Genomic DNA, 25,902 nt, shown 5'->3' with positions numbered 1-25,902 from the left:
GGATAGACGGGCATGGCCGCGCCAAAACATCGGCGCCCAGGATTTTCCAAGCGCGCGCAATACAGCATTTTCGCGAGCTATTTGCTGGGCATATTGGGCGCGGTTATCGGGCTTCTCTTGCTGGCCATTTCCATTCTTGATCCGCGCGGCTTTGCGGTTCTGCGAACCATAGGTGCGGAAGCCACCGCACCAGTGAGCAAAACCCTCAGCGAAGTGGGGGGCGCAACCGGAGAATTCGGCGAAGAAGTTTCCGCCTATTTTGCGGCGGCATCGAAAAATGCCGAAATGCAGCGGGAGCTGGATAGCTACCGGATCGAGATTCTGGAAGCACGTGCGTTAAAGCAGGAAAATGAAAGGCTCAAACGGCTGCTCGATCTCAACGAGGAGGTGCCGGAAGCCGTGGCCATGGCCCGGCTGATTAGCTCCACTTCCTCGAGCTCCCGCCGAATCGCAACTCTCGGCGTGGGGAATACGAGCGGGGTGGAGGCCGGGCAACCGGTGCGGGCCCCGGAAGGGCTGGTTGGACGGGTGCTGGAGACCGGACCAACGACCGCCCGGATCCTGCTGGTTTCCGATGGCCAAAATGTCACTCCGGTCAAGCGGGCAAGCGATGAACTGCCCGCCTTTGCCACAGGACTTGGTGACGGGACCGTTGAAGTCAAACCGATCAATCTGGGGACCAATCCGTTCAAAGGCGGTGACCTGCTGATCACTTCCGGCAGCGGCGGGTTGTACAGTCCCGGCATTCCGGTAGCCGTTGTTATCCGTCAAAGTGACACCGGCGCCATCGCAAGAATATTGGCAAACCCTGCCAAGGCCAGTCACGTCATCGTGCAACCGATTTTTCAGGCAGAGACCGTTCGCCAGGCTGAACAGGATGAAGCGGACAGACTGGCCGGTGATGCAGCGGGCGGGGACTGATGGCCAAGGCTTACCGATCCCGCCTCAACCGCCAACCGTCGCAATTGCGGATCAAGGTTGTTCCGGCGGTGACAGTCATTCTGGGCTCGATGATCACGGCCCTTCCGCTGATCACTGATTATCCGATCCTGCCCCCGATGGGATTGCTCATATTGCTGGCATGGCGTCTCATCCGACCCGGCTACTGGCCGGTATGGGCCGGTTTTCCGCTGGGCCTTGTCGATGACATGTTCAGCGGACAGCCCTTTGGCAGTGCGGCCCTTTTGTGGTCACTCATATTCATAGCCCTGGAAACACTCGACAATCGCGGGGTTGGCCGGGACTATTGGCAGGACTGGCTGATCGCCTCCCTTTCGATCATTTTTGTGCTAATATGCGGCATGCTCGTCATCGACTTCCAGAGTAACCTGTTGCGTCTCGAAATTCTCGTACCCCAGATTCTGCTTTCGATTTTGCTCTATCCCTTCGTGACACGGCTGATCGGCGCTGTTGACAGCTGGCGGGTGGCACGATGAGCAGTCTTGGGGGCGGCAAGACCATTTCCAGCGCTGTTCAGGCGCTGACCTTTTCGCGTCGGGCAACAATCATCGGAGGTTTGCAGGCGGGCATAGGAATATTGCTGGCCGGACGCATGGCCTATATTTCGGTGGCTGAAAACGAACGCTATCAGCTGCTTTCGGAAAGCAACCGGGTCAATCTGACCCTCGTGCCGCCCCGGCGCGGCTGGCTGATCGACCGCAATGGCAAGCCGGTTGCAAACAACAAGACCGATTTTCGTGTTGATATCATTCCAGACCGCATGCGGGACAAGGAAAAGACGATCGCCACACTGGCGGAATTACTGGCACTGGATCAGGAAACCATCGAACGGATCAACAAGGAACTTGAGCAGGCAACAAGCTTCCAGCCCGTCCAGGTGGCCACGGGACTGGACTGGGAAAATTTTGCAGCCGTCAGTGTGCGCCTGCCGGACCTCCCCGGTGTTTCACCAAGGCAGGGATTTTCGCGCTTTTATCCGACCGGTGCAGCCGTGGGTCACCTGGCTGGTTATGTCGGAATTGCCAGTGCCGAAGATTACGAAAAAAATCCGGATCCCATCCTGGTGACGCCGGGCTACAAGATCGGCAAGGATGGGCTTGAGAAGACATTCGAGGACCGGCTTCAGGGCAAACCCGGCGCCAAAAGGGTAGAAGTGACGGCCCGCGGGAAAATCGTGCGCGAGCTGGATTCCCGACCCGACACCCCGGGCAAGGCCCTGCAACTGACACTCGACATCGACTTGCAGGAATATGCCGCTCGTCGTCTCGGCCCGGAATCGGGCGCGGTTGTTGTCATGGACTGCCGGAGCGGTGACATTTTGACGATGACGTCGATGCCGTCCTTCGACCCAAACAGCTTTTCCGACGGGATCGGCCAGACCGAATATGGCATGTTGCGGGATGATGACCATGTGCCGCTGCGCGACAAGGCCCTGAAGGGGCTCTTCCCGCCCGGATCCACGATCAAGCCCATGGTCTCTCTGGCATTGCTCCGTGGCGGCATCGACCCGGAAGAAACCGTCCGGTGCGGGGGCGGGATGCGCGTCGGCAACCGGTTTTTCAATTGCCACAGCAATCATGGCACCGTCGACATGATGAAAGCCAACGCCCAGAGCTGTGACACCTATTTCTACAGAATGGCCTTGCGGGTGGGTTATGACACGATTGCGCTGATGGCCCGGGAACTGGGTCTGGGCGCCAAATATGATCTGCCCGTTGCGTCCCAAAGCTATGGCACTGTTCCGGATACGCAGTGGATCAAAAAACGGCATGACCGCGAGTGGGCGGATTTTGACACGGTAAACAGCGCCATCGGTCAGGGATTTTTTCTGTCAAACCCTCTGCAATTATGTGTCATGGCGGCCCGCATGGCTTCCGGACGCAAACTGGAACCGCACCTGCTTTACGACAAGGACCGGCGCGCTGCCCCGCCGCTGGATATCTCTCCCGAGCATCTCTCTTATGTGCGGACAGCGATGAGCGAAGTCGTCAATGGCGCGGGAACGGCACGTCGAGCGCGGCTGCCCCTCGAGAATATCGAACTTGGCGGAAAAACGGGCACGGCTCAGGTGGTCAGCCTGAAATACGGCCGCGGGGGTCGTGATGTCCCCTGGAAATTCCGCGATCACGGACTGTTTGTCTGTTTCGCACCGGTCGACAATCCCCGCTATGCCGCGGCTGTCGTCATCCAGCATGGTGGTGGATCCGGCGCGGCCTATCCTGTCGCTCGCGATGTCATGACATTTCTCTATGATCGCGACAAGGCAATGGAGCGACTGGCTCCGCTGGAAGAAGCCTGGGGCGGTACCATCAAGACTCGCATGGACCGGCAACTCGCGGAATATCGGGCAAATCTGGAATTGGAAAAGGCGATTGCCGAGGGGCGTCAGCCGCCGCCGGCAGCCGAAGATGCAAATGCAGCCACCGATGGCGCGGAACTGGGGCAATAGGCGTTGAACGACTTCATCCCTGCACCCATCGCACAGTTGCCCTGGCGAACAATTTTGCTGTTGCTGGTGCTCGCCTCGTTCGGCTTCGTCGTGCTCTATTCGGCAGCGGGAGGCAGTTTGACCCCCTGGGCAGGACTGCACATGATCCGTTTCATGGTGTTTCTGGCGATGGCCATTGTCCTGTCACGCTTCAAGGAACGATTCTGGAAAACCATCGCCTTCCCGGTCTATACCGTGGTCGTAATCATGCTGCTCGGAGTCGAGCTGATCGGTGCAGTTGGCGGTGGCAGTCAGCGCTGGCTCAACCTTGGCTTCATACGGATACAACCGTCAGAGCTGATGAAGCCCGCCATCATTCTGGCCGTCGCGCGGTTCTATGACCTCCTGCCTCCCGGCCAGATCCGGACATGGGGCGCAGTCTGGCCTCTGTTGCTGCTTCTGGCCTTTCCCTGTGCCCTGATTCTGCTTCAGCCCGATCTCGGGACGACCATCACGGTGGTGTCCGGCGCCATGACCGTGGCATTTCTGGCCGGCCTGCCCATGCGTCTGTTCGTTGGCGGCGCTGCACTCCTCGCCGTCCTCGCCCCACTCGCCTTCTTCTTCGGACTGGAAGACTATCAGCAACGGCGCGTCACCACATTTCTTAATCCGGAGAATGATCCGCTCGGTGCGGGATATCATATCAGCCAGTCCAAGATTGCCATTGGATCGGGTGGAATTTTCGGCAAGGGTTTTCTGAATGGCACCCAGAGCCATCTCGACTATCTTCCCGAAGGTCACACCGACTTTGTTTTTGCCACAATGGCGGAAGAATGGGGGCTTATGGGTGGCGTCGTTGTGTTGTTCTGCTTTTTCCTGCTGTTCCGCTGGGGTCTGGGGGTGGCGATGAAGGCCAGGACCCGCTTTTCTCAGCTGGCGGCAGCCGGGCTGACCACGACAATTTTCTTCTACGTGGCGATCAACCTGATGATGGTGATGGGGCTTGCACCAGTTGTCGGCATTCCGCTGCCATTCCTGAGCCACGGCGGCTCTTCGATGATGACAATCATGATCTGCGTAGGGATTCTCATGTCGATTGACCGCCATCCCGGACGACGCGGTGGTGCATTTGCATAATTATTTGCCGAAAACCCGAAGGAATCCATTGCACTCCGTCTGATAGCCCCTATATGGCCCATATCGAAATGGACTTGGACGCTTAGCTCAGTTGGTAGAGCAGCTGACTCTTAATCAGCGGGTCACAGGTTCGAACCCTGTAGCGTCTACCATTCGATATCCTTTCCCTGCCTGATCAATATATGATGGCCCGCACAGGATCGTCCCGGTCGCAGATATTGAAAAAGGCGGACCCGTGAGGATCCGCCTGAGTTTTCAAAACAAAGCGCGAAAGAAAAACGGGAAGCGCTTCCACGCTTCCCGATTAAACAATTACTTGTTTACAGCGTCCTTCAAGCCCTTGCCGGCTTTGAATTTCGCCTGAGTCGATGCAGGAATCTGCATTGGCTCACCGGTCCGCGGGTTGCGGCCGGTAGATGCTTTGCGCTTGGAAGTAGAAAAAGTACCAAATCCGACGAGACGGACTTCATTGCCGCTCTTCAGTGAGCCTGTGATGGAGTCAAAAACCGCGTCTACGGCTTTGCCGGCATCGCTTTTGCTGAGACCACTGTGGTCTGCAACGCTACTGATAAGATCCTGTTTGTTCATAATGGGTATCCCCCCTTCTCTGTGCAACTCTGTATTGAATCGCGTCTTTGTCTGAGACGCAGTAACACCAAGATTAACCCGTGAGTCAAAGGAAAACCGCCAGATTTTGGGTCAGTGACACAATTTTTACGTCAAAATACCGAAAAAACTGCGATGAGTTGCATTCTGCCTCTTCAATAGGCACCGGAAGGCCCGAATCTTGGCGGAATACCGGGACTAAACGACTCGCAACGGACAGTTCTGTTAGTGCCGGGCAGCGGATCCCGGCTCATCGGTCACCGGAGCCGTCGCATGGCTGGCCAGTTCGTCGGCATCACTCCATTCAATGGGGGCAACTTTCTCCGCCAGCGCCTGCGCCAGAACCTCGTCGACATGCTTCACCGGGATGATTTCGAGTGATGAGGTGATATTCTCCGGAATTTCCACCAGATCCTTTTCGTTTTCCGCCGGAATAAGCACGGTAGTGATTCCTCCGCGCAAGGCCGCAAGCAGTTTCTCCTTGAGACCGCCGATCGGAAGCACCCGGCCACGCAGAGTCACTTCACCAGTCATCGCCACATCACGACGGACAGCAATCCCGGTCAGTGTCGAAACAATCGCGGTGACGATACCCACACCAGCTGACGGCCCGTCCTTGGGGACGGCGCCTTCAGGAAGGTGGATATGAATATCCTTGCGGCTGAAGAGGCTGGGCTTAATGCCATAGGAAGGTGCCCGCGCCTTGACGAATGACAGGGCCGCCTGAACGGATTCTGTCATGACTTCTCCAAGCTTGCCGGTGGTCTTGATCTGTCCCTTGCCAGAGACGGTGACCGACTCGATGGTCAGCAATTCGCCGCCCACTTCGGTCCAGGCGAGACCGGTAACCGCACCGACCTGATTTTCTTCTTCACTGACCCCGTGACGGAATTTCCGCACGCCGGCATATTCGGACAGATTGTCTGGCGTGATTTCGACGGTCTTGAACTCGCCTTCGAGGATGCGTCGCAACGCCTTTCGCGCGAGTTTAGCGATTTCCCGTTCCAGCGTCCGGACACCGGCTTCCCGCGTATAATAACGGATCAGGTCCCGCAGAGCGTCGTCAGTGAGGGCAAACTCCCCCTCCTTGAGACCATGCGCATCCACCTGTTTCGCAATCAGGTGGCGCTTGGCGATCTCAAGCTTTTCATCTTCGGTATAGCCTTCGAGCCGGATGATCTCCATCCGGTCCAGCAAAGGCTGCGGAAGGTTGAGCGAATTGGCCGTGGTCACAAACATGATGTCGGACAGGTCAATATCAATCTCGAGATAATGATCCTGGAACTTGTCATTCTGTTCCGGATCGAGAACTTCGAGCAGGGCCGATGCCGGATCACCCCGGAAATCCTGACCCAGCTTGTCGATCTCGTCGAGCAGGAACAGCGGATTGGAGGTCCCGGCCTTCTTCAGGTTGGAGACGATCTTGCCCGGCAGCGAACCGATATAGGTCCGTCTGTGACCTCGAATTTCCGCTTCATCGCGAACTCCGCCCAGCGACTGACGCACAAATTCGCGTCCCGTAGCCCGGGCAATCGAGCGGCCAAGCGATGTCTTACCGACACCGGGAGGGCCAACCAGACACAGAATCGGGCCTTTCAACTTGTTGGTTCGGGCCTGGACCGCGAGATATTCAATGATCCGCTCCTTCACCTTCTCGAGAGCGAAATGATCATCATCCAGCGTTTTTTCGGCCTGTTTGATATCCTTTTTCAGCCGCGACTTCTTGCCCCATGGCAGTCCCAGCAAAACATCCAGATAGTTGCGGACAACCGTGGCTTCCGCCGACATGGGCTGCATGCCCTTGAGTTTCTTGTACTCCGCCTTGGCTTTGGTTTTGGCTTCCTTCGAGAGCTTCATCTCCTCGATCTTCTTGCCAAGTGCCGAAAGCTCGTCGCCTTCGCCGTCCTCGCCATCACCGAGCTCGCGCTGAATGGCCTTCATCTGTTCGTTCAGATAATATTCGCGCTGAGTCTTCTCCATCTGGCGCTTCACACGGCCGCGGATCTTTTTCTCAACTTGCAAAACGCCCAGTTCGCCTTCCATGAAAGCAAAGGCCATCTCCAGTCGCTTGACCGGATCGCCTTCGATCAACAGGCTTTGCTTGTCAGCCACTTTGACGTTGATATTGGCGGCAACTGCATCTGCCAGTCGCGCGGCTTCATCAATCTCGCCCAGCTGAACAACCGTCTCAGCCGGCATTTTCTTGTTGAGTTTGGAATAGTTTTCGAACTGCTCGACCACCGACCGCATCAGGGCTGTAGTTTCATGCCCTTCAACCGGCTGCTCTTCTATGAGCTCCACACTTGCGAGTACAAAGCCATCTTCCTGCTCATCGAGCGAAGAATGGCGGGCGCGCTGTTTGCCTTCAACAAGAACCCGGACGGTGCCATCCGGCAGTTTCAGCAGCTGCAGAACCGTCGCAACAACTCCCATGTCATAGAGCTGATCGCGGGACGGATCATCCTCTGCCGGATCGAGTTGTGCCACAAGAAAAATGTCCTTGTCGCTGTCCATCGCCTTTTCCAGCGCAACAACCGATTTGTCGCGGCCGACAAAAAGCGGGACGATCATGTGCGGAAAAACGACGATATCCCGCAGGGGAAGCAATGGAAGGGAACGGTTTTCCGGGCGGGATTCAGACTGAGACATTTATACTCCAGAATATTGCGTGACGGTCACGCACAGAACTACTTTAGAGCTATATGGGGTGCCGGATTTGCACTTCAAGCGCCCTGCGACAAGCTGAACAGAAGCTCAGAATGGCAATTTGAAACCACCGGGAAGTGGCAAACCGCTGGTCATTTTGCCCATTTCTTCGCTGCTGACAGCATCAGCCTTGTCCCGCGCATCATTAAACGCTGCTGCAACAAGATCTTCGAGAATGCCCTTTTCATCCGGTTTGAGCAGGCTGTCATCAATCTTGACGCCCAGAATCCGGCCTTTGGCCGTGGCCGTGACAGTCACCAGCCCACCGCCCGATTTGCCTTCCACTTCGATGCTGTCCAGTTTCTTCTGGGCTTCCTCCATCTGTGTCTGGACCGTTTGCGCAGCCTCCTGGGCCGCCTGGATCATTTCTTCCATTGATTTCATGCCAGCGAACTCCTTGTCTGGTGCGGCTGTTGTGTTTCCTCGGTTATCTGGTCAGATGACTCTGCCGATTCAAGCAATTTGGCATCTGGAAAGGCTTCGAATGCCGCCTTGACCATCGGCATTTCCAGAATTTTCTGATGCGCGGCCTGTTTTTCAAGCTCCGCCTGTTCATCCAGGCTCGGCTTTGGCGTTCCGGTTCCCTCCTCAAAGGACCAGATTTCTCCCGTTTCCTGCTTGAGAATGTCAGAAATCTGATTGAGATCCGCCGGGGAGATCGGGCGAACCGCCTCGTACACAATCTTTGGCGGCGCAAATTCGATTAATCGAATATCTGCCTTTAAAATGCTCTGTTTGGTGACCGAGACTTCCCCGACAAGATCGACGATCCCCGAAAAAGATGCTGGCGATGCGTCCGGCTTTGTCGCTTCGGGTTCTGATATCTCTGGACCCGGCTGTGTGTCCGGTTCACTTCCGGACGTGGCGACAGATTGCGGATCGCTTAACTCCTGGCTCTGGCCTGATGGCTCGGACTGTGCGGCATATGCGGGCTCACCCGATGTACTTGCAGGGGTATTTTCCATCGGTGGGGGCGCATCGATGCGACCCGAATCCGACATGTCATCCAGCATTTTCCGCAATTTGCCGGGATCCGGCATATCTGCGGCGCATTGCACCCGCAACAGCGCCATATCACAGGCTTCACGCGGCATATGGGCCTGTTGCACTTCCTGATACCCTTTCAGAAGAAGCTGCCACAAGCGGTGGAGAACAGGATAGGAAAGGCCTTCCGACCAGTCTTTCAGGAGGGACCGGGCTTCTTCTGACAACGTCGGATCGGTTGTTCGGCCAACCTTGTACAACGTCACCTGATGCGAAAGCGAAAGCAGTCCGTTCATCAGCGACAGCGGCTCGACCCCAATGCGATATTGCTCGTCCACTGCGTCCAGCAGTGCTTGCGAATCGCCGGTCAGCAATTGTCCGAAAAGACGGCGTATGGCACCGCGATCGGACAGACCTAGCATTTCGCGGATCTGGACCGCGCGAACTTCACCCGAACCGTCACCTTCGCCGTCCATGTCCGCATGGGCAATCGCCTGATCCAGTATGGACAGACCATCCCGCACTGATCCTTCGGCCGCCTGGGCAATCAGATCCAGCGCTTCCTGCTCGGCTTTCACGCCCTCTTTGTCGACGATATGCGCGAAATGTGCGGAGAGCTGGTCTGCCTTGATCCTTTTCAGGTCAAAACGCTGACAGCGCGAGAGGACGGTAATGGGAACCTTGTTCACTTCAGTTGTTGCGAAAATGAACTTCACATGGGCCGGTGGTTCTTCGAGTGTCTTCAACAGCGCGTTGAACGCATTTTTCGACAGCATGTGCACTTCGTCGATAATGTAGATCTTGTAACGCGCCGATACCGACGAATAGCGCACGGCCTCGATAATCTCGCGCACATCGTCCACGCCTGTATGGCTGGCCGCATCCATCTCGATGACATCGATAAAGCTGCCTTCTGCTATGCCCTGACAGGGTTCGCATTTTCCGCAGGGATCGATGGTTGGGCCACCCTGCCCGTCTTCTCCGATACAATTCAGTGCCTTGGCGATCAGCCGCGCTGTGGTGGTCTTGCCGACACCACGCACGCCGGTCATCAGAAAGGCATGCGCCAGCCTGTCCCGCCGGATCGCATTGCCCAGCGTCTGAACCATGGCATCCTGACCGATCAGTTCTGCAAAGCTGGAAGGCCGGTATTTCCGGGCCAGAACGCGATAAGGCTGGTTCGCCGATGGCGCCGGGGCAGCCGGTGCCTCCACGCCGCCAGCTGCAAAAATATCGGGTGAATCGGACATGCGGTCAGTCTAGGCGCTTGGTGCCGGAATGTCGAAGGGTTAAACCGGTATTGGAAGCACAAATGCCAGGCAACAAAGCGATCAATGTAATGAGTAGGAGCCGGGCGACCCGCAGAAAAATCGTTACGGCTGCTTCCTTCCGGACCTGACCGGGTTGGCGAACACTACGTCCACCCGACTCCCGCTGCGCATATGGCGAGGCTTTGCCTCAGTTTCAAGCAAATTCCGGTCCTGCCTCAACCTTCCCGCGGAACTAACCAGGCGGCAATCTTTGCGATTCGGGCCATTGCCAGTTCGGTTTCCACGCGCGAAACCGTTGGGCGATCCCAATAGACACTCAAAATGCGTGGCTCATCACCCCCGTAACCAGAGAAAGACGGCCAGAAAATCGCCACATCATTCACGGCAATACCCCCGGCGGCCGTGCCGGTCTTTGTCCCGACGGGCCAGCCATATGGCAAACCCAGACGTATGCGATTGCGGCCGGTGGGACTGTTGGCCATCCAGTCATAAACCGTGGTGCTATGCTTGTGTTTTGGCCGGGCAATCATCAGGCTGTGCATCAAAGACGCAAAAGCCTCCGGCGAAGTTGTGTCCCGCGGATCATCCGGCTTGTTCTCGTTCAGAAACGGCTCGATCCGGTCCAGGCGGGTAATTTCATCGCCGTGATTTCGCACAAAGCGCGTGAAGCCCGCCGGCCCTCCAATAGCCTTCAAGATGAGATTTGCAGCTGCATTATCACTGATCGCCACGGCCGCTTTTGCCAGCTGCATGAAACTGACGGGCTGGTCTTCTGCCAGGCGCTTTTCCACATAGGGTGCGTAAGGCACCAGATCCGATTTCTTGAGTGCAAATCGGGCATCAAGGTCCAAATCCCGTTTTTCCACCGCGTCGAATAGCGCAAATGCCAACGGTGCCTTGAATGTCGAGCACATGGCGAAACGTTCGCCACCCCGCCAGGAAAAGTCTGTCTCTCCGCTTCGGCTCGTCAGGGCCACCCCGACACGGCCGCCGGTCTGTTTTTCAATGGCCGCGATTTCGCGTCGGGCGGCAGCATCCTGATATCCTGAGGTCGCATCCTTTGGCGGCGCGGAAAGGGCTCCCACCGGTCGAGCCAGCAGCATCGCCGGGACTCCGGCGATCAATGTCCGACGGTTTAACATCCTCAAATCCCCTGCATATTGTGGCTTTCGGATGGTATCCGTACGGTCAGGCCATCGAGATCTTCGGTAAGGTCTATCTGACAGGCCAGGCGACTGGTTCGCCGCACGCCTGCGGCAAGATCAAGCATGTCCTCTTCCATTTCCGAGGCTTCCGGCAACCTGTCGAAAAATTCCGTGTCCACAATCACATGGCAGGTCGAGCAGGCCATTTGACCTTCGCAGGTTCCTTCGAGCGGTTGATCATGATTTTGCGCGACAGCCAGCAGATTGTCTCCGACGCTGGCCTGCACTTCGGTCACACTGTCTCCGGTTGCACCGACAAACCGGACCTGAATCTGTGAATCAGTCACTGCGCCTCCGCTGCTTCGTTGATGGTTCGAGCCGCTGACTCGATCTCTTCCAGACTGTTGTACCGTCCAAATCCAAGCCGGATCGAGGATTTTATCTGGTCTCGTTCCAGTCCGAGTGCCGCGAGAACATGGCTGGGGCGGCCGGAACCGCTTGCGCAGGCCGAGCCTGCCGAGAATGCAACCGATCGGACATCGGACATCAGTCGCGCCACATCCAGCCCTTCACGACGGATATTGAGGTTGCCGGGATAGCGCTCCTCGGCACTGCCATTGATCGTCCAGTCGGAGAAACACGCGCGGGCCCTCGCCGCCAGGGCAGAGATATGCTCCCTGTCCGCATCCGCCCGTATCGCACACAGGCTAGCGGCTTTTCCCATTCCGACGCACAATGCCGGTGAAAGAGTCCCCGAACGCAGACCGCCTTCCTGACCACCGCCGTGGATCAGTGGCGGGACATCAATACCATCCCTTACCCACAAGGCTCCGACGCCCTTGGGGCCGTAGATTTTGTGACCGGAAATTGCCGCCATGTCGATATTGTCCGGGATGTCCACCCGGCCATATCCCTGCACGGCATCGCAAAGACTGACTGCACCGGCCTGGCGGGCCAGATCTGCAATTTCACGAACCGGCTGGATGACACCAATCTCGTTGTTGACCAGCATGCTGGCGACCAGGGCTGTCTTCTGATCAATCACCTTGACCAGATCATCCAGGGACACCCGGCCATCCTCACGGACCGGATGCAACAGGACATCAAAGCCCTGACTGCGATACCAGAGCGCGGTGTCACGCACAGCCGCATGTTCAGTGTCGGGCAGGACGATCCGGTTTCGCCCTGTCTCTTGCATGCCTCGAACCACGCCGAATGCCATGTTCAACGCTTCTGTTGCGGTCCCGGTGAAATAAACCTGGCCGCCGTCCGGAAAGAGCGTCGCCACCTGTTCTCTGGCCAGTTCTACTGCCGCGAACGCTTTCCGGCCCATGATGTGGGGGCTATGCGGATTTCCGAAATCATGGCCCAACCATGGTGCCATGGCGTCAAATACCTCCGGGGCCAGCGGGGTCGTGGCCTGGTTGTCGAGATAGATCAGGTCATTCACTGCCGTTCAGGTCCGTCGGGATTCGTCGAAAATCGCCTGCCATTTTTCAATGAAGGCATAGATTTGTGACCGCGTGGTGTCCCGCCCGATGCTGACCCGGATCACTTCGCTGGCGGTCGTGTCATCAATGCCCATGGCCTGCAGCACATGGCTGGTCTTGAGCGTGCCTGAGGAACAGGCGCTGCCGGCGCTGATCGAAAAACCAGCCATATCAAATTTTATCAGTTGCGTATTCGCCGCCACGCCAGGCATCTGGTAGCTGCCTATGGTGGCGATACGCGGTGCGTTTTCGCCGATGACCGTACCACCCATATTTTTGATCGCATTGTCGAGATGGGTTCGCAGTTCCGTTGCGCGACCTGCCCAGTTGGCCGGCGCTTCAAGGGCAGCGACCATCGCCATGATATATGGCAGATTGTGCGTGCCGGAGCGATATCCCTGCTCCTGCCCGCCGCGTGGGCTCAGCAAGGTTAAGTCCTTGATCAGCAGGGCACCAACACCCGGCGGTCCGCCAAATTTATGGGCCGCAATCGCAATCATGTCGGCATCTGGCAATGGCATTTTTCCGGCAGACTGCGAACAATCAGCAAAAAAAACTCCGCCGCGGTCCCGCACGATTTTGGCGATTGCTGCCATGTCCTGCATCACGCCGGTTTCATTGTTCACTGACTGGACGATAACGAGTACGGGCGCTTCGTGCCCCTTGAGCTGATGGTTGAGTTTCATCGGCACAACAAGGCCATTGAGGTCGACCGCGATACTCTCCGCATTTTCTGCGCAGCGCAGGACCACGTCATGCTCAACCGGTGATACCAGTCGGGTGTCTGTTTTTGACTGTCCGATGGCAAGGGCAATCGCTTCGCTTGCACCGCCGGTGAAAATGACCTCCCCATCCCAGTCGAGCGCCTTTTTCATGCGCAGGCGTGCATTTTCCAGCATCTGCTGTGCGGCACGACCGTCCGCATGGGGCGACGACGGATTGGCCCACCGTGCAAAGCCTTCCAGACAGGCTGCCCGAGCTTCCTCCAGCAAAGGAGCAGTCGCTGCATAATCCAGATAGGTGCGTTTCAGTTCAGACATGCCCGGGGACAAAACCTTTATGTGTGTCGGATAGAGTTGCGGATTTGCTGACTATCTCTATATAGGCGCTTCAGCCAGCGCAAAAGCTTATCTGCATTTTTGTCGCCACTCAGTACACTCTGATTACAGAATTGAAAAACACATGCCTGACGTAATTTTTACCGGACCTGAAGGACGACTTGAGGGACGGTTCAGCCCTCCCCCTCGCGAACGCGCACCTGTCGCCATGATCCTGCATCCTCACCCCCAGGCTGGCGGCACGATGAACGACCGGATCACTCAGGAAATGTACAAGACGTTCGTTAAACGCGGCTTCGCCACGCTGCGATTCAATTTTCGTGGTGTTGGTCGATCCCAGGGCACATTTGACAATGGCATCGGCGAATTGTCCGATGCCGCGGCAGCTCTCGACTGGGTACAGAGTTTTCACCCCGAGGCGCAAACGACCTGGATCGCCGGCTACAGTTTTGGCGCGTGGATCGGGATGCAATTGCTGATGCGTCGTCCGGAAATTCGGGGTTTTATCTCGGTTTCGCCACCTGCCAACATGTATGATTTCAACTTCCTCGCTCCCTGCCCCTCGTCCGGGATCATCATTCAGGGCGTGAATGACGAAGTTGTCACACCGAGTGCGGTCCAGAAGCTGGTCGACAAATTGCGGACCCAGAAACACATCACCATCCATCATGATGAAATACCGCGCGCCAATCATTTTTACGAGAATGAAATGGAATTGCTGATGGGCTCTGTCGACAATTATCTCGACATGCGCCTCGCACCGGACTCGCCAATTAAATAACTTCCTAGAAAGTCGCGTTTTACCGGTTTTCCGTTGACGCGGCCTCATTCGGGGTCGGGATGGTCCAGATCACGACGTTCATGAACATCACCGCTGACGCCAGCAGCATCAGCCAGCCCTGCTTGCGGTTCTGTCCCTTGACCAGAAGATAGATACCGCCGCCCAGAAGTGCAGCGCCTGCCAGCATCAATACTGATAATACCCAGTCAGCCAAAGCTTGCTCCTTCCAGTCAGTTATTGCCTGCCCCTACCGCAGATTTCAAGGCGATCCCACGACAATATCCAGACAATATGCATTAGGGAGCCGCAGCGACCTCGGCTATTTTTGCAGCATGAGCAAAGCTGTCGATAGCAACTGGGACGAAACACATTGTCATGTCCCGGTTTTATTGATCCTGTGCCGGCAAGATGTCGATGTTGATCTCGACAAAATCTCCATTGTCCGGGATACGGCTCGACCCAAATCCTCCCGACCCAGAAATGAAAGAGCGGCTTTGTTTCGAGAAGTCGTCTGTGATGGGATGGTTTTCCGATTAAGCGTCGACTGTACCCGGGACATGGGCCGTGATCGCGAAATCAATAATCTTTTTACATCGAGAATCCACTCTGACTGCCCAGCTGTCGGCATCGCACTGGGACAACATCTGGTTGGCGGGAAGCACCTGGAACCCATCAACATGGTCTTGCTTTCGATCGCGCGCACTATTGGTCACGAACTCGGGGCAACGGGTGTTTTCTGGCGTCCGGCAAAACTCCATGTGGATTTCGCGCATTTCTCGGAAGCGGTGGATCATTATGTAGCGGGTCACATATTCCCCACCATTGTTCAGATTGGCTTGCACGAACCGGGCAACGGGCGCTTTGAGACGCGAGGTCTGCATTATTTTTCAGGCACCGAAATACGTACCCTCTTTCCAGCCCAACAAAGTGCGCGGGAATGGATGGCGCATTTTCTGAAGATCACAGGCGCACTCCGATGCGGAGACAATGTGACCCGCGATTCCGAGCTATTGCTGAACGCCCCGCAGAATGCACAGCTTACGGGGTGCCACAGAGATGGCGCAGTGCTCGAGATCAGCTATTCGGAGCTGACCCCGTCTCAAATCGAAATTCCGGCAGATCAGGCCGCATTTGGTGCGGCTTCCCTGACATTCTGATCCACATGTTCGGCAAATTGCTCAAAATTGTTAATGAACAAGCCGACAAGTTTCTGGGCAGTTTCGTCATAAGCTGCCTTGTCTGACCAGGTGGAACGGGGATCAAGAATTGCGGTATCAACGCCAGGCACGGCAACCGGAACTTCAAAACCGAAATTGTCGTCGATCCGGAATTCCTCATTGTTGAGGCTTCCGTCGAGGGCAGCATTGAGCAGCGCCCGGGTTGCCTTGATGGGCATGCGGCTGCCTTCGCCATATTTGCCACCGGTCCAGCCCGTGTTGACCAGCCAGCACTTCACCCCGCCTTTTGCAATGCGTTCCTTGAGCAGATTGCCATAAACCGACGGATGACGCGGCATGAAGGGCGCGCCAAAACAGGTTGAGAAGGTGGCTTCGGGTTCCGTTACACCGATTTCCGTGCCGGCCACCTTGGCCGTGTAACCCGAAAGGAAATGATACATCGCCTGCTCCGGCGTCAGCCGCGAAATCGGAGGCAACACGCCGAACGCATCTGCGGTCAGCATGATAATATTCTTGGGAACTGGCCCCATATTCTTTTCGGACGTGTTGGGAATAAAATCGATCGGATAGGCGCCGCGCGTATTCTCCGCTTTGCTTCCATCATCCAGGTCGAGTTCCCGTGTTTCCGGATCCATGACCACATTTTCCAGAACCGTTCCGAAGCGCCGGGTGGTGGCGTAAATTTCCGGCTCGGCTTCTTCGGAAAGACGGATCATCTTCGCATAGCAACCGCCCTCAAAATTGAATACGGCGGTATCCGACCATCCATGCTCGTCATCGCCGATAAGTGTCCGGCTGGCATCAGCCGACAAAGTGGTCTTGCCGGTTCCGGAGAGGCCGAAAAATACGGCGGTATCGCCTTCAGGTCCCATATTGGCCGAACAGTGCATCGGCATGACGGAATCCAGCGGCAGCAAATAGTTCAGCAGCCCGAAGACGGACTTCTTCATTTCACCCGCATAGGCGGTTCCGCCGATGAGAATCAGCTTTTCGGACAGATTGACCGCGATCACGGTTTCACTACGTGTTCCGTGCCGTTCCGGATCCGCCCGAAAGCTGGGCAAGTCGATAATCGTATATTCCGGTTCAAAAGCGCCCTGCTCTTCTGCGGTGGGTCGCACCAGCATGGTTCGGATGAACAAATTGTGCCAGGCCAGTTCGTTGATGACCCGCACATTCACGCGGTGCTCCGGCTGGGACCCGCCAAACAGATCCTGGACAAACAGTGTTTCCTTGTCGCCAAGTGCAGCGAGAAAGTCTTCTTTCAATGCTGCAAAATGTTCCGGCGTCATGCCCTTGTTGGTTTTGCCCCACCAGACTGTGCTTTCGGTCTCGTCATCACGAACGATAAATTTGTCATTGGCGGAACGGCCTGTGTGCTGACCTGTCTCGACCACCAGCGGGCCATCTTTTGCCAGATGTCCTTCACCTCGAGAAACAGCGGCTTCGATCAGCGCCGGAGAGCCAAGATTCCAGTGTTGCTCTGCTTCTGTGGCAAAGCCCTGGTCGTTCAAGGTTACAGACGAAACTTGTGGCACGATAATTCCCCTAGGTTGAATTCGGGTCTGGCTGAATCCCGTTTGAAACGGATTTGGAGTGGCGCGTATCGAACCAGATCGATTCGGTCAAATATCTAAAACCGAAAGCGCCCCAAAATATGACATATCTGGTAGTATTTGTCCAAAATAGCGGAAAGCCAACCCCAACATCCTGTATTGTAAGGCGCGGAGACAAGCGCTAGGTCACTGCTCATTGTTTGCAAAGGATACCATAGACCATGGCCGCCAGCATTGCTCTTGTTGATGATGACCGGAACATACTGACTTCGGTATCAATTGCCATGCAGGCAGAAGGCTATGTTACGCGCGTCTATTCCGACAGTGAGGCGGCATTGCAGGCCATTGTCGACAATCCTCCCGATCTCGGGATTTTTGATATCAAGATGCCCAAAATGGATGGTCTCGAACTGCTCCGCCGGGTCCGGGAAAAAAGCAATTTGCCCGTGATATTTCTGACGTCGAAGGATGAAGAGCTCGACGAAGCACTCGGATTGGCGATGGGCGCGGATGACTATATCAAAAAGCCTTTTTCCCAACGCCTCCTGATTGCCCGGGTGAAATCCATTCTGCGCCGGCTGGAATTGACGCGTGACGCCAATCAGGACCAGGAGGTCGAAGGCATGGAACCGCTGGTGCGGGGGGAACTGAACATGGATCCTGCCCGCCATGTCGTGACCTGGAAAGGGGATAATGTCACCCTCACGGTGACGGAGTTCATGATCCTCGAAACCCTGGCCAATCGGCCGGGTGTGGTGAAAAGCCGCAATCAGCTGATGGACGCCGCCTATCAGGATGACGTCTACGTCGACGACCGGACGATCGACAGTCATATCAAAAGGCTGCGGCGAAAATTCCGGGAAGTCGATCCCGATTTTGATGCCATCGACACGCTCTATGGAGCAGGCTATCGCTACACCGAATAAGCCTCCCGTCGATCCCGATTCTTCCGATCTCTCATTACAGTGGTCCCGCAGGCTATCGCTGACCACGCGCATTCTGGCCGTCAATATTCTTGCCATCGCTCTGCTTGCTGGCAGCCTGTTCTATCTCAACAATTATCGCGACCGGCTGACCGAAGAACGGTTGGCACAGGCGGAATTGCAATTGCTGATCATCGGGGATGCCCTGGTTGACCGGTCCGACACGGAACAGCGAAAACTGGTGGTTCAGCTGGCCACACATTTGAGAAACCGGATCCGTATCTATGACGGCAACGGCATTAAAGTCATCGACAGTTTCCTGCTGGCAGAACCGGCCTATGAGTTTATTGATCCGGACACCCAGCCTCTTCGCAAGGATATTGCCCGCCTTCTCGACAAGGCCATCGAGTTTGTGGTGCTCACGGAACCCCTTGGGAGTTATACCGAACCGACACCAGATACCGGCGAGGCATGGCCGGAATTGCGCGATCTGACTCCAGTCAGTGGACCGGTCAGCAATGTGCGCCTCGCTCCGGACCGGACGCCGGTCATCATCGCCGGAGCCCCGTTGCCCCGAACTGGAAACGGGGATGGCAACACCGTCCTTCTCACCAGCAATGCCAGGGACATTACCCGCATTGTCCGGGCCGAACGCAGTAGTGTTGTTCTTGTGATTATCGCCGCAGCTCTGGTTTCGATTCTGTTATCGCTGTTCCTCGCCCGTACGATAGTGCGGCCCATTCGCAAGCTCGCCCGCGCGGCCGTGCGGGTCCGGCTCGGCAGAGAACCGGAAATCGCGATCCCGCGCATGCCGGGGCGCCGCGACGAAATTGGCCAGCTATCGCGCGCCCTGTCCGACATGAGCGGCGCTTTACGGCACCGGATTGATGCGACGGAAGCTTTCGCCGCCGATGTCAGCCACGAAATCAAAAACCCCCTCGCCTCCCTCCGTTCCGCGCTGGAAGGACTGGACCGGGTCGATGATGCGGACCTGCGCCGCCAGCTGCTTGACGTGGCCAATGACGATGTTCGCCGGATTGACCGGCTCATCAGCGACATTTCGGATGCTTCGCGGGTCGATGCGGAACTCGCACGAACCCGGTTTGAACCCGTCGACATTGGTCGCATGCTCGACGAGCTTCTGGCATCGATGGAGCAGCGGGAAGCCTCTAGCAAAATCAAGATTGCATATGCACGACCTGGCAAGGGCGCCGCTATGGTGTTTGGGGATGATGGCCGCCTGGAGCGAGTGTTTGCCAATATCATCGACAATGCGATTTCCTTTTCACCGGATGGCGGACTGATTGAAATTCTTGCGACCCCTGACGGGGAGGACGTCGTGGTTCAAATCTCTGACGAAGGCCCCGGCATTCCCGTGGATCAGCGGGAAAAGATTTTCGCCCGGTTCCATTCGGATCGCCCCGCAGACGAGGCCTTTGGAAAACATAGTGGTCTCGGACTGGCGATCGCGAAATCCATAGTCGAAGGGCATGAAGGCCGAATTCTCGTCCATGACAAACCAGCGGGCATGCCCGGCGCATGTTTCGAAATCCGGTTACCCAAAGCTGACAGTGACAGGCCAAGATGAGTAGCGGGCAACCGGAAATCGTTCATGCGACGGCGATTGCCATGAAAGACCAGGGCGTGCTCCTCCTGGGCCCATCCGGTGCGGGAAAATCTGATCTGGCTCTTCGGCTGATCGATCGCGGCGCACGGTTGATCAGTGACGATCAGACGGAGTTGCTCCGGAGTCAAAACAGGGTGCTGCTACGACCGGCACCAAATATTGCCGGCAAACTGGAGGTTCGTTCGCTGGGGATAATTTCCATGGAGCATGTATCCGACGTGCCGCTGCGCCTGCAGGTCCGGTTGGTCGAGCAGCCCGATCGCTATCCCATGGACCGGCAATTCGAGACCGTTCAAGGTGTTGATATCCCCACTGTCGCGATAAACGCTTTTGAGCATAGCGCTCCGTTGAAGGTTGAGATAGCTCTGCAGCAACTACTGGCGCAGGAACACAAGTCATGACGGCAAACAATGCAAAACGGGTTCTCCTGATCACCGGTCTTTCCGGAGCGGGAAAATCGACTGCGCTGAAAACTCTGGAAGATATCGGTTGGGAAACAATTGATAATTTCCCGATCCGTCTGGTCGAGGGCTTGCTTAAAACTCCGCCCTCCAGCTCTCGCAGCGATGAAGATCCGCCGCTGGCGCTAGGCTTTGACAGCCGAACCAGAGGTTTTGATCCCAACCGGTTGATCGAACGCATCAAGCGTTTGCAGCACAATGAAAGTCTCCTGATCTCAACGCTGTATCTTGATTGTGCCGGAGATGAGCTGGAGCGCCGCTACGCCGAAACCCGGCGTCGGCATCCGCTCGCGCTCGACCGACCGGCCAAGGACGGCATTGCCCTGGAGCGAAACCAGTTCGAACCGATCCGCCGCTGGGCGGATCATGTGATCGATACCAGCAGATTATCTGCCAATGCCCTTCAGCAACAAATCCGGAAAGAGTTTGCGCTGGGCGACAGCCACAACACGACCATCACTCTGACGAGTTTCGGGTTTTCCCGCGGCCTTCCCAGCAATATCGATCTGCTTTTCGATGTTCGCTTTTTGAGCAACCCGTTCTGGGATCCCGAATTGAAAGACCTGACTGGTCAGGATCAGGCTGTGGCGGAGTACATTCGACAGGATCCTGCCTATGAGGAAGCTCTGAAAAAATTTCAGGACATGCTGGAATTTCTGCTTCCCAAATATCAGGCGGCCGGCAAAGCCTATGTCAATATTGGCATTGGTTGTACGGGTGGACGTCACAGATCGGTACATGTTGCCGAAACGCTCAGCAAAAACTTGCAAGCCGTCGGCTTTTCGACCAGTGTCGCCCATCGCAATCTGGCATCTCGCCCCATGGAAGCGCTTGAATCAATGCAAAACGGCAACGGGAACAAGGGAAATTAATCGCGATGATCGGTTTGGTTCTCGTGACTCATGGACAGCTGGCCGTCGAGTTCATCACCGCAATGGAACATGTCGTCGGGCCGCAGAAGGCGATATTGCCGGTATGTATCGGTCCGCATGACGACATGGAAGAACGGCGACAGGAAATCGCCGACTCCATATCCAGCGTGGACCGGGGCAACGGGGTCATCGTGCTCACCGACCTGTTTGGCGGCACGCCATCCAATCTGGCCATTTCCCTGATGGACAAGGGCAGGATCGAAGTCATTGCCGGTGTGAATCTTCCCATGCTGATTCGTCTCGATGGCGCTCGCAAATGCATGGACGTCGAAGAAGCCGTCAACGCGGCCAAGGAAGCCGGTCAGAAATATATCAGCGTGGCATCCGAGATATTGGGTGCTGAAGGGTGAGCGAATTTCGCAAGACGGTCACCATCACCAACAGCCGCGGATTACATGCCAGAGCCAGCGCGAAATTCGTGACCTATGTCAGCAAATTGCCTGACAGTCTGACCGTTCGGGTGGCCAAGGATGGCACCGAAGTTACCGGCACGTCCATCATGGGCCTGATGATGCTGGGCGCCGCCAAGGGCGATACCGTCGACATCATCGTCGAAGGCGAAAAAGCGGACGCGGCGCTCGAAAAACTGGCGGGACTTGTCGTTGACGGGTTTGGCGAGGACTAGCTCCCATGCCCAGCCAAGAACGCCGGCAGATTACCGGCTTTTCCAATCCCACCATCAAGCGCCTCCGAAGTCTTCGCGAGAAGAAGCACCGCAAGCGTGAAGGCCATTTTCTGGCTGAAGGCCTGCGTATATTGACCGAAGCGCTGGAGGCGGGGAAAACACCCAAATTGCTGGTTGTGGTGGAGGGCGCCGAACTGCATCCTCTCGCCCGGGACCTCGAAGCAGCGACATTTGCCGACGGCGGCGAGGTTATTGAAACCAGCGAAGCCATTATCGGCAAGCTGACCGGCAAATCCAATCCCCAGTCGATTGTCGGCATATATGCAGACCATCCGGTCGCACTTGCTGATCTCGACCGGGATCGTTCCGGCATCTGGCTTGTTGCCCAGGCACTGAGGGATCCCGGCAATCTCGGCACCATATTGCGTACAGGCGATGCGGTCGGGGCCGGCGGATTGATTCTGATCGATGACTGCGTCGATCCCTTTTCGGTGGAAGCCGTTCGGGCCAGCATGGGCGCCATATTCACGCAGCAGATCGCCCAGGCTTCCTGGCCGGAATTTCTGGCATGGCTCCGCGCCGGAGAAGGACAGCTGGTGGGCGCGAGCCTGAACACCGACAAGGACTACCAATCCGTCCGCTATGAAGCTCCCACATTTCTGTTGATTGGCAATGAAGCGCAGGGGCTCCCGGAAGCCTATGAACAAGATTGCGATCTGCTGGTCAAAATGCCGATGATGGGCAAGGCCGACAGCCTGAATGCCGCGATCGCGTCGGCGGTCATGGCCTATGAAGTGCTCAATCAGCGCCGAACGAGCTAAACCGCCTACTCCGCGGCTTCATCCTTATATGCACTGGCATCTTCAATCAGCGAGGATTGCACATCTTCCGCGTAGCGCGGTAGGGCTTCAATCTCCTCCACCCGATCCAGTTCTTTCTTGCCAGTTTCCACATTAAGCGCTGCGAATTTCCGGCCTGTCGCCATCACATTGCGTTCGAAACTGCCGACAAATTTGTTGTAATTGCCGACTGCGCTGCCGAGGCCGGAACCCATGCGTTTCAGATGTTCCCCTGCAACCGCAAGCCGGTCATACATTTCCTTGCCCAATTGCCCGATCTGCTTGGCTTCGGCCGCCATTTTCTCCTGCCGCCAGACACCCGCCACGGTCCGCGCAATTGCTACAAGATTGGTTGGCGTGGCCAGCAACACCTTCTTCTCGAATGCATGATCCCACAATGCTGGTTCATGTTCCAGCGCCGCCGACAGGAAATGCTCGCCGGGCACAAACATGATCACATAGTCGGGCGCGTCTTCGAACTGGTCCCAATAGGCCTTTTTCGAGAGACCATCGATATGCACTTTCATCGAATTGCAGTGCCGCGCCATGGCGAAACTCCGCGCGTCATCATCTTCGGCTTCAAAGGCGTCCTGATAGTCGTTCAGTGAGACCTTGGCATCGATCACCAGCTTGCGTCCACCGGGTACGCTGATCACCGCGTCGGGACGCAGTCGCCCTTCGTCGGTATCGATGCTCTGCTCCGTCACAAAATCGGTATGTTCGGACAAGCCGCAGGTCTCGAGCACATTTTTGAGCTGCTGTTCGCCCCAGCGTCCGCGGGACTTGGGTGCATTGCGCAAACTGTTCACCAGACGTGCGGCTTCCTGCTGTACCCGGTCCTGCCCCTGCCGGACCTGTTCGATCGTGGCAGTGATCCCGGCATAGGACTCAGTCCGTTCTTTCTCGATCTTGCGGACGCTTTCTTCGTAGGCCGATAGCCGTTCGTTGACGGGTTGCAGCAATTTGGCGATTTTCTCACCGCCTTTTTCGCTGGCCTGATCAAATCGCTGATCCGCACGTTCGAGGAACTGGCGCTGGGCGGTTTCCAGCATTTTGGCTCCGACTTCGGAAAACTGGGCCGAAAGCGATTCCTTCGCCTCAATCAGCTGTTGCAGCTGCTTTTCATGATTGCGCGCATCCGCCTCCAATGACGCAAGCCTTTGCCGGGCCTGGTCCCGGTCCTCGCGGATGTGATCCCGCTCCTCGCGGGCACCATCCCGCTCCCGGGTGACACCATCGAGCATCGACCGCAGTGAATCCGTGGTATCTTCGGCGGCCTTTACGGCGGAACCAATAGACTTCTGGCCAAAAAACCATCCTGCTCCCAGCCCGAGAACGAGAGTGGCTATAGCCAGAACAAGAGCGAAAACAGGGTCCAAGGGCGGCTCCTCAAATCAGAACGAAACAAGAACCTAGGCTGATGGAGACCGTTATGCAACCATCAATGGGAAACAGCGGAAATGATGCGGAAAATCAGGCCGCGACGCCCTGTTCCTTGCGCAATTTGGCGAGTTTTTTCAGTACCATCTGCCGCTTCAGACGGGACAGATGATCAATGAACAAAATGCCTTCCAGGTGGTCCATTTCATGCTGGAGACAGGTGGCCAGCAATCCGTCCAGCTGTTCCTCATGCTGTTTGCCATCTTCATCCTGCCAGCGCGCCGTGATCGTCGCCGGGCGCTCGACATCGGCATATTGGTCAGGAACCGAAAGGCAGCCTTCGCTATAGGTGTTCATGTCATCCGACGGATTCAGGATTTCCGGGTTGATGAACACCTTCGGGTCTTTCACCACTTCATGCTCGTGATTGCAATCTTCGCCATGCTCATGATCGTGCTCGACCGGTTCCTGCAGGTCGATAACCAGGATCCGTTTGGGGACACCGACCTGTATCGCGGCCAGCCCAATTCCAGGCGCGTCGTACATGGTTTCGAACATGTCGGCGATTAGGGTTTTGAGCTCGTCATCGAACTCGGTCACAGGTTCCGACACCGTTTTCAGACGCGGATCGGGAACTTCAAGAATTGGTAATATGGCCATCCGGGAAATTTAGGGATTCGACCGGGTTGCGTCAAGCGCCGGAGCATCGCACAACGAGCTGAATGTCATTATCCACGAGGTAATTGCGAGCCCTACGTCGGTCATCATATAGCTTGTCACCGCAACGCAAACAGCAAAGAAACCGGGGGAAATCATGCTCATATTCCGTTCCATATTGACCGTCATGTTCGTCAGCATTGTTGGCTACACGCTGGTCACAATCTCCAATCACGGGTGGGGGCTGGTTCCGGTCTTTTTTGGTGACATCGCGAAAATGGCCTGGCCAGGGCAGTTCAATTTCGACTTCCTCGGCTTTCTGATCCTGTCAGCGCTCTGGATCGCCTGGCGCTACAAGTTTTCGGCCACCGGACTTTTGCTCAGTCCGCTGGCCCTGACCGGCGGAATCCTGTTTCTGTCCTTTTATCTGCTGGTGATCAGCTTCACTGAAGGCGGTGATATCAGGTCGATTTTGCTCGGAAAACAGGCCGAGACCTGATCCTCACTCGACCGGGCGGCGGGATCGCAAAGCCTGAGCGAGCGTGCCTTCGTCGAGATAGTCCAGTTCACCACCCACCGGGATACCATGGGACAACTGGCTCAGCCGGACGGGAAAGCTTTCCAGACGCTCGGCAATATAATGCGCCGTTGCTTGCCCCTCGAGCGTCGCGTTCATCGCCAGTACGACTTCGTCAATTCCGCCCTGCTCTACCCGCTTGAGCAGCTTGTCGATACTTATGTCCTCCGGGCGGACACCATCGAGTGCAGACAATTTGCCGCCGAGGACGTGGAATTTGCCCGGAAACAGCCGCGATTTGTCCAGCGCCCACAGGTCGGAGACCTCCTCGACCACACATAGTGATTTTTCATCCCGGCGCGGATCGGAGCATATCTGGCAGGGATCCTTCGTGTCGACATTGCCGCAGATGGTGCAGGTCACGAGATTGGCTTCCACCTGTTCCATAGCAGACAGAATCGGCTTCATCGTCGTCTCGGGCCGCTTCAGCAGATACAGGACCGCGCGGCGTGCGGATCTTGGACCCAGACCGGGAAGACGCGCCAGGGCCTGAACCAGATTTTCGATCTCTTGCGATGCCATGGTCCAGTCTTTAGGGACATACACTCCTGTCTGCCAAGGGGCAGCTTTGCACATAGCGA

27 protein-coding genes, 1 tRNA gene and 1 other RNA gene are annotated in these 25,902 nt (G+C 56.5%); 15 read left to right on the top strand and 14 right to left on the bottom strand.

All coding sequences use genetic code 11. From position 1 onward, the window contains the following. The first annotated feature begins 12 nt into the window (after positions 1 to 12). From mreC to BUQ90_RS11585, 5 genes are all read left to right on the top strand, one after another. The gene (mreC, locus tag BUQ90_RS11605) at positions 13 to 921 is read left to right on the top strand and encodes a rod shape-determining protein MreC (protein ID WP_074205356.1); all 909 of its coding nucleotides are present in this window, start codon (positions 13 to 15) and stop codon (positions 919 to 921) included. Then, on the top strand, positions 921 to 1,436 hold the full coding sequence (gene mreD, locus BUQ90_RS11600; protein ID WP_074205355.1) for a rod shape-determining protein MreD: 516 nt from the start codon (positions 921 to 923) through the stop codon (positions 1,434 to 1,436). Before mreC ends, mreD begins: the two co-directional genes overlap by 1 nt. Then, positions 1,433 to 3,409 (top strand): penicillin-binding protein 2, encoded by a 1,977-nt coding sequence (mrdA, locus tag BUQ90_RS11595; RefSeq protein WP_074205354.1) that lies wholly within the window; start codon positions 1,433 to 1,435, stop codon positions 3,407 to 3,409. Before mreD ends, mrdA begins: the two co-directional genes overlap by 4 nt. Positions 3,410 to 3,412: 3 nt before the next feature. Further along, positions 3,413 to 4,525: a rod shape-determining protein RodA gene (gene rodA, locus BUQ90_RS11590; protein ID WP_074205353.1), complete on the top strand. Its 1,113-nt coding sequence runs from the start codon at positions 3,413 to 3,415 to the stop codon at positions 4,523 to 4,525. 76 nt (positions 4,526 to 4,601) lie between these two features. After that, positions 4,602 to 4,677: transfer RNA gene (locus tag BUQ90_RS11585), tRNA-Lys, on the top strand. A 160-nt stretch (positions 4,678 to 4,837) separates the two neighbouring features. Here BUQ90_RS11585 and BUQ90_RS11580 read toward each other — a convergent pair. The 9 genes from BUQ90_RS11580 to BUQ90_RS11540 form a co-directional block, all read right to left on the bottom strand. Continuing rightward, positions 4,838 to 5,113: an HU family DNA-binding protein gene (locus BUQ90_RS11580; RefSeq protein ID WP_074205352.1), complete on the bottom strand. Its 276-nt coding sequence runs from the start codon at positions 5,111 to 5,113 to the stop codon at positions 4,838 to 4,840. 243 nt (positions 5,114 to 5,356) lie between these two features. Continuing rightward, on the bottom strand, positions 5,357 to 7,780 hold the full coding sequence (gene lon, locus BUQ90_RS11575; protein WP_074205351.1) for an endopeptidase La: 2,424 nt from the start codon (positions 7,778 to 7,780) through the stop codon (positions 5,357 to 5,359). 105 nt (positions 7,781 to 7,885) lie between these two features. Continuing rightward, a complete protein-coding gene (locus tag BUQ90_RS11570) occupies positions 7,886 to 8,221 on the bottom strand; it encodes a YbaB/EbfC family nucleoid-associated protein (protein ID WP_074205350.1) in 336 nt (111 codons plus the stop codon). Then, positions 8,218 to 10,071 (bottom strand): DNA polymerase III subunit gamma/tau, encoded by a 1,854-nt coding sequence (locus BUQ90_RS11565; RefSeq protein WP_084192680.1) that lies wholly within the window; start codon positions 10,069 to 10,071, stop codon positions 8,218 to 8,220. The genes BUQ90_RS11570 and BUQ90_RS11565 overlap by 4 nt, the downstream gene beginning before the upstream one ends. A 90-nt stretch (positions 10,072 to 10,161) precedes the next feature. After that, positions 10,162 to 10,256, bottom strand: an RNA gene (gene ffs / locus BUQ90_RS11560) — signal recognition particle sRNA small type. Positions 10,257 to 10,307: 51 nt separating this feature from the next. Next, entirely contained in the window at positions 10,308 to 11,234 is a 927-nt protein-coding gene (bla, locus tag BUQ90_RS11555; RefSeq protein WP_074205349.1) for a class A beta-lactamase, read from the bottom strand. A gap of 2 nt (positions 11,235 to 11,236) precedes the next feature. Next, positions 11,237 to 11,584 (bottom strand): 2Fe-2S iron-sulfur cluster-binding protein, encoded by a 348-nt coding sequence (locus BUQ90_RS11550; protein WP_420812018.1) that lies wholly within the window; start codon positions 11,582 to 11,584, stop codon positions 11,237 to 11,239. Continuing rightward, positions 11,581 to 12,678, bottom strand: a complete 1,098-nt coding sequence (locus tag BUQ90_RS11545) for a cysteine desulfurase family protein (protein ID WP_074206384.1) — start codon at positions 12,676 to 12,678, stop codon at positions 11,581 to 11,583. Before BUQ90_RS11545 ends, BUQ90_RS11550 begins: the two co-directional genes overlap by 4 nt. A gap of 15 nt (positions 12,679 to 12,693) precedes the next feature. Beyond that, positions 12,694 to 13,767 (bottom strand): cysteine desulfurase family protein, encoded by a 1,074-nt coding sequence (locus BUQ90_RS11540; protein WP_074205348.1) that lies wholly within the window; start codon positions 13,765 to 13,767, stop codon positions 12,694 to 12,696. Between the two features lie 142 nt (positions 13,768 to 13,909). Between BUQ90_RS11540 and BUQ90_RS11535 the strand changes: the two genes are divergently transcribed. Continuing rightward, a complete protein-coding gene (locus tag BUQ90_RS11535) occupies positions 13,910 to 14,566 on the top strand; it encodes an alpha/beta hydrolase (protein WP_074205347.1) in 657 nt (218 codons plus the stop codon). A gap of 19 nt (positions 14,567 to 14,585) precedes the next feature. On the opposite strand, the gene BUQ90_RS17585 is transcribed toward BUQ90_RS11535, so the two are convergent. Further along, entirely contained in the window at positions 14,586 to 14,780 is a 195-nt protein-coding gene (locus tag BUQ90_RS17585; protein WP_143182844.1) for a hypothetical protein, read from the bottom strand. Between the two features lie 118 nt (positions 14,781 to 14,898). On the opposite strand from BUQ90_RS17585, the gene BUQ90_RS11530 reads away from it, so the two are divergent. Beyond that, positions 14,899 to 15,723, top strand: a complete 825-nt coding sequence (locus BUQ90_RS11530) for a hypothetical protein (RefSeq protein WP_074205346.1) — start codon at positions 14,899 to 14,901, stop codon at positions 15,721 to 15,723. Here BUQ90_RS11530 and BUQ90_RS11525 read toward each other — a convergent pair. Beyond that, positions 15,687 to 17,282 carry a phosphoenolpyruvate carboxykinase gene (locus tag BUQ90_RS11525; RefSeq protein WP_074205345.1) on the bottom strand — a complete coding sequence of 532 codons (1,596 nt, stop codon included), beginning with the start codon at positions 17,280 to 17,282 and terminating at the stop codon, positions 15,687 to 15,689. The genes BUQ90_RS11530 and BUQ90_RS11525 overlap by 37 nt on opposite strands. 239 nt (positions 17,283 to 17,521) lie before the next feature. On the opposite strand from BUQ90_RS11525, the gene BUQ90_RS11520 reads away from it, so the two are divergent. Genes BUQ90_RS11520 through BUQ90_RS11490 form a run of 7 tightly spaced genes read left to right on the top strand, consistent with a single transcriptional unit; the run spans position 17,522 to position 22,689 of the window. Continuing rightward, positions 17,522 to 18,226 (top strand): response regulator transcription factor, encoded by a 705-nt coding sequence (locus tag BUQ90_RS11520; protein ID WP_074205344.1) that lies wholly within the window; start codon positions 17,522 to 17,524, stop codon positions 18,224 to 18,226. Continuing rightward, positions 18,198 to 19,811 carry a sensor histidine kinase gene (locus BUQ90_RS11515; protein ID WP_074205343.1) on the top strand — a complete coding sequence of 538 codons (1,614 nt, stop codon included), beginning with the start codon at positions 18,198 to 18,200 and terminating at the stop codon, positions 19,809 to 19,811. The genes BUQ90_RS11520 and BUQ90_RS11515 overlap by 29 nt, the downstream gene beginning before the upstream one ends. Then, positions 19,808 to 20,251: an HPr kinase/phosphorylase gene (locus BUQ90_RS11510; protein WP_074205342.1), complete on the top strand. Its 444-nt coding sequence runs from the start codon at positions 19,808 to 19,810 to the stop codon at positions 20,249 to 20,251. Before BUQ90_RS11515 ends, BUQ90_RS11510 begins: the two co-directional genes overlap by 4 nt. Next, positions 20,248 to 21,183 carry an RNase adapter RapZ gene (rapZ, locus tag BUQ90_RS11505; RefSeq protein ID WP_074205341.1) on the top strand — a complete coding sequence of 312 codons (936 nt, stop codon included), beginning with the start codon at positions 20,248 to 20,250 and terminating at the stop codon, positions 21,181 to 21,183. The genes BUQ90_RS11510 and rapZ overlap by 4 nt, the downstream gene beginning before the upstream one ends. Before the next feature lie 5 nt (positions 21,184 to 21,188). Further along, the gene (locus BUQ90_RS11500; protein WP_074205340.1) at positions 21,189 to 21,593 is read left to right on the top strand and encodes a PTS sugar transporter subunit IIA; all 405 of its coding nucleotides are present in this window, start codon (positions 21,189 to 21,191) and stop codon (positions 21,591 to 21,593) included. Further along, entirely contained in the window at positions 21,590 to 21,868 is a 279-nt protein-coding gene (locus BUQ90_RS11495) for an HPr family phosphocarrier protein (RefSeq protein WP_074205339.1), read from the top strand. Before BUQ90_RS11500 ends, BUQ90_RS11495 begins: the two co-directional genes overlap by 4 nt. Before the next feature lie 5 nt (positions 21,869 to 21,873). After that, the gene (locus BUQ90_RS11490) at positions 21,874 to 22,689 is read left to right on the top strand and encodes a TrmH family RNA methyltransferase (RefSeq protein WP_074205338.1); all 816 of its coding nucleotides are present in this window, start codon (positions 21,874 to 21,876) and stop codon (positions 22,687 to 22,689) included. A gap of 5 nt (positions 22,690 to 22,694) precedes the next feature. Here the strand turns inward: BUQ90_RS11490 and BUQ90_RS11485 are convergent, their stop codons facing one another. Together BUQ90_RS11485 and def are read right to left on the bottom strand one after the other, a co-directional pair. Then, a complete protein-coding gene (locus tag BUQ90_RS11485) occupies positions 22,695 to 24,086 on the bottom strand; it encodes a DNA recombination protein RmuC (protein WP_074205337.1) in 1,392 nt (463 codons plus the stop codon). 94 nt (positions 24,087 to 24,180) lie between these two features. Beyond that, the gene (gene def / locus BUQ90_RS11480) at positions 24,181 to 24,747 is read right to left on the bottom strand and encodes a peptide deformylase (protein WP_074205336.1); all 567 of its coding nucleotides are present in this window, start codon (positions 24,745 to 24,747) and stop codon (positions 24,181 to 24,183) included. Between the two features lie 154 nt (positions 24,748 to 24,901). On the opposite strand from def, the gene BUQ90_RS11475 reads away from it, so the two are divergent. Further along, positions 24,902 to 25,243 carry a hypothetical protein gene (locus BUQ90_RS11475; protein ID WP_074205335.1) on the top strand — a complete coding sequence of 114 codons (342 nt, stop codon included), beginning with the start codon at positions 24,902 to 24,904 and terminating at the stop codon, positions 25,241 to 25,243. A 3-nt stretch (positions 25,244 to 25,246) separates the two neighbouring features. Here BUQ90_RS11475 and recR read toward each other — a convergent pair whose 3' ends face one another. Further along, positions 25,247 to 25,843 carry a recombination mediator RecR gene (gene recR / locus BUQ90_RS11470; protein ID WP_074205334.1) on the bottom strand — a complete coding sequence of 199 codons (597 nt, stop codon included), beginning with the start codon at positions 25,841 to 25,843 and terminating at the stop codon, positions 25,247 to 25,249. Between the last annotated feature and the right edge of the window lie 59 nt (positions 25,844 to 25,902).

It is taken from the genome of Parasphingorhabdus marina DSM 22363 (genome assembly GCF_900128895.1).
GTDB lineage: Bacteria > Pseudomonadota > Alphaproteobacteria > Sphingomonadales > Sphingomonadaceae > Parasphingorhabdus > Parasphingorhabdus marina.
This window is presented reverse-complemented; position numbering and strand designations above follow the sequence as displayed.

Coding starts and splice junctions, on each gene's coding strand:
- BUQ90_RS11565 (WP_084192680.1), bottom strand. CDS start 10,071: ATGTCCGATTCACCCGATATTTTTGCAGCTGGCGGCGTGGAGGCACCG.
- lon (WP_074205351.1), bottom strand. CDS start 7,780: ATGTCTCAGTCTGAATCCCGCCCGGAAAACCGTTCCCTTCCATTGCTT.
- BUQ90_RS11580 (WP_074205352.1), bottom strand. CDS start 5,113: ATGAACAAACAGGATCTTATCAGTAGCGTTGCAGACCACAGTGGTCTC.
- mreC (WP_074205356.1), top strand. CDS start 13: ATGGCCGCGCCAAAACATCGGCGCCCAGGATTTTCCAAGCGCGCGCAA.
- recR (WP_074205334.1), bottom strand. CDS start 25,843: ATGGCATCGCAAGAGATCGAAAATCTGGTTCAGGCCCTGGCGCGTCTT.
- BUQ90_RS11515 (WP_074205343.1), top strand. CDS start 18,198: ATGGAGCAGGCTATCGCTACACCGAATAAGCCTCCCGTCGATCCCGAT.
- BUQ90_RS11510 (WP_074205342.1), top strand. CDS start 19,808: ATGAGTAGCGGGCAACCGGAAATCGTTCATGCGACGGCGATTGCCATG.
- BUQ90_RS11520 (WP_074205344.1), top strand. CDS start 17,522: ATGGCCGCCAGCATTGCTCTTGTTGATGATGACCGGAACATACTGACT.
- BUQ90_RS11530 (WP_074205346.1), top strand. CDS start 14,899: ATGAGCAAAGCTGTCGATAGCAACTGGGACGAAACACATTGTCATGTC.
- rapZ (WP_074205341.1), top strand. CDS start 20,248: ATGACGGCAAACAATGCAAAACGGGTTCTCCTGATCACCGGTCTTTCC.
- BUQ90_RS11475 (WP_074205335.1), top strand. CDS start 24,902: ATGCTCATATTCCGTTCCATATTGACCGTCATGTTCGTCAGCATTGTT.
- BUQ90_RS11540 (WP_074205348.1), bottom strand. CDS start 13,767: ATGTCTGAACTGAAACGCACCTATCTGGATTATGCAGCGACTGCTCCT.
- mreD (WP_074205355.1), top strand. CDS start 921: ATGGCCAAGGCTTACCGATCCCGCCTCAACCGCCAACCGTCGCAATTG.
- BUQ90_RS11490 (WP_074205338.1), top strand. CDS start 21,874: ATGCCCAGCCAAGAACGCCGGCAGATTACCGGCTTTTCCAATCCCACC.
- def (WP_074205336.1), bottom strand. CDS start 24,747: ATGGCCATATTACCAATTCTTGAAGTTCCCGATCCGCGTCTGAAAACG.
- mrdA (WP_074205354.1), top strand. CDS start 1,433: ATGAGCAGTCTTGGGGGCGGCAAGACCATTTCCAGCGCTGTTCAGGCG.
- BUQ90_RS11570 (WP_074205350.1), bottom strand. CDS start 8,221: ATGAAATCAATGGAAGAAATGATCCAGGCGGCCCAGGAGGCTGCGCAA.
- bla (WP_074205349.1), bottom strand. CDS start 11,234: ATGTTAAACCGTCGGACATTGATCGCCGGAGTCCCGGCGATGCTGCTG.
- BUQ90_RS11535 (WP_074205347.1), top strand. CDS start 13,910: ATGCCTGACGTAATTTTTACCGGACCTGAAGGACGACTTGAGGGACGG.
- BUQ90_RS11500 (WP_074205340.1), top strand. CDS start 21,189: ATGATCGGTTTGGTTCTCGTGACTCATGGACAGCTGGCCGTCGAGTTC.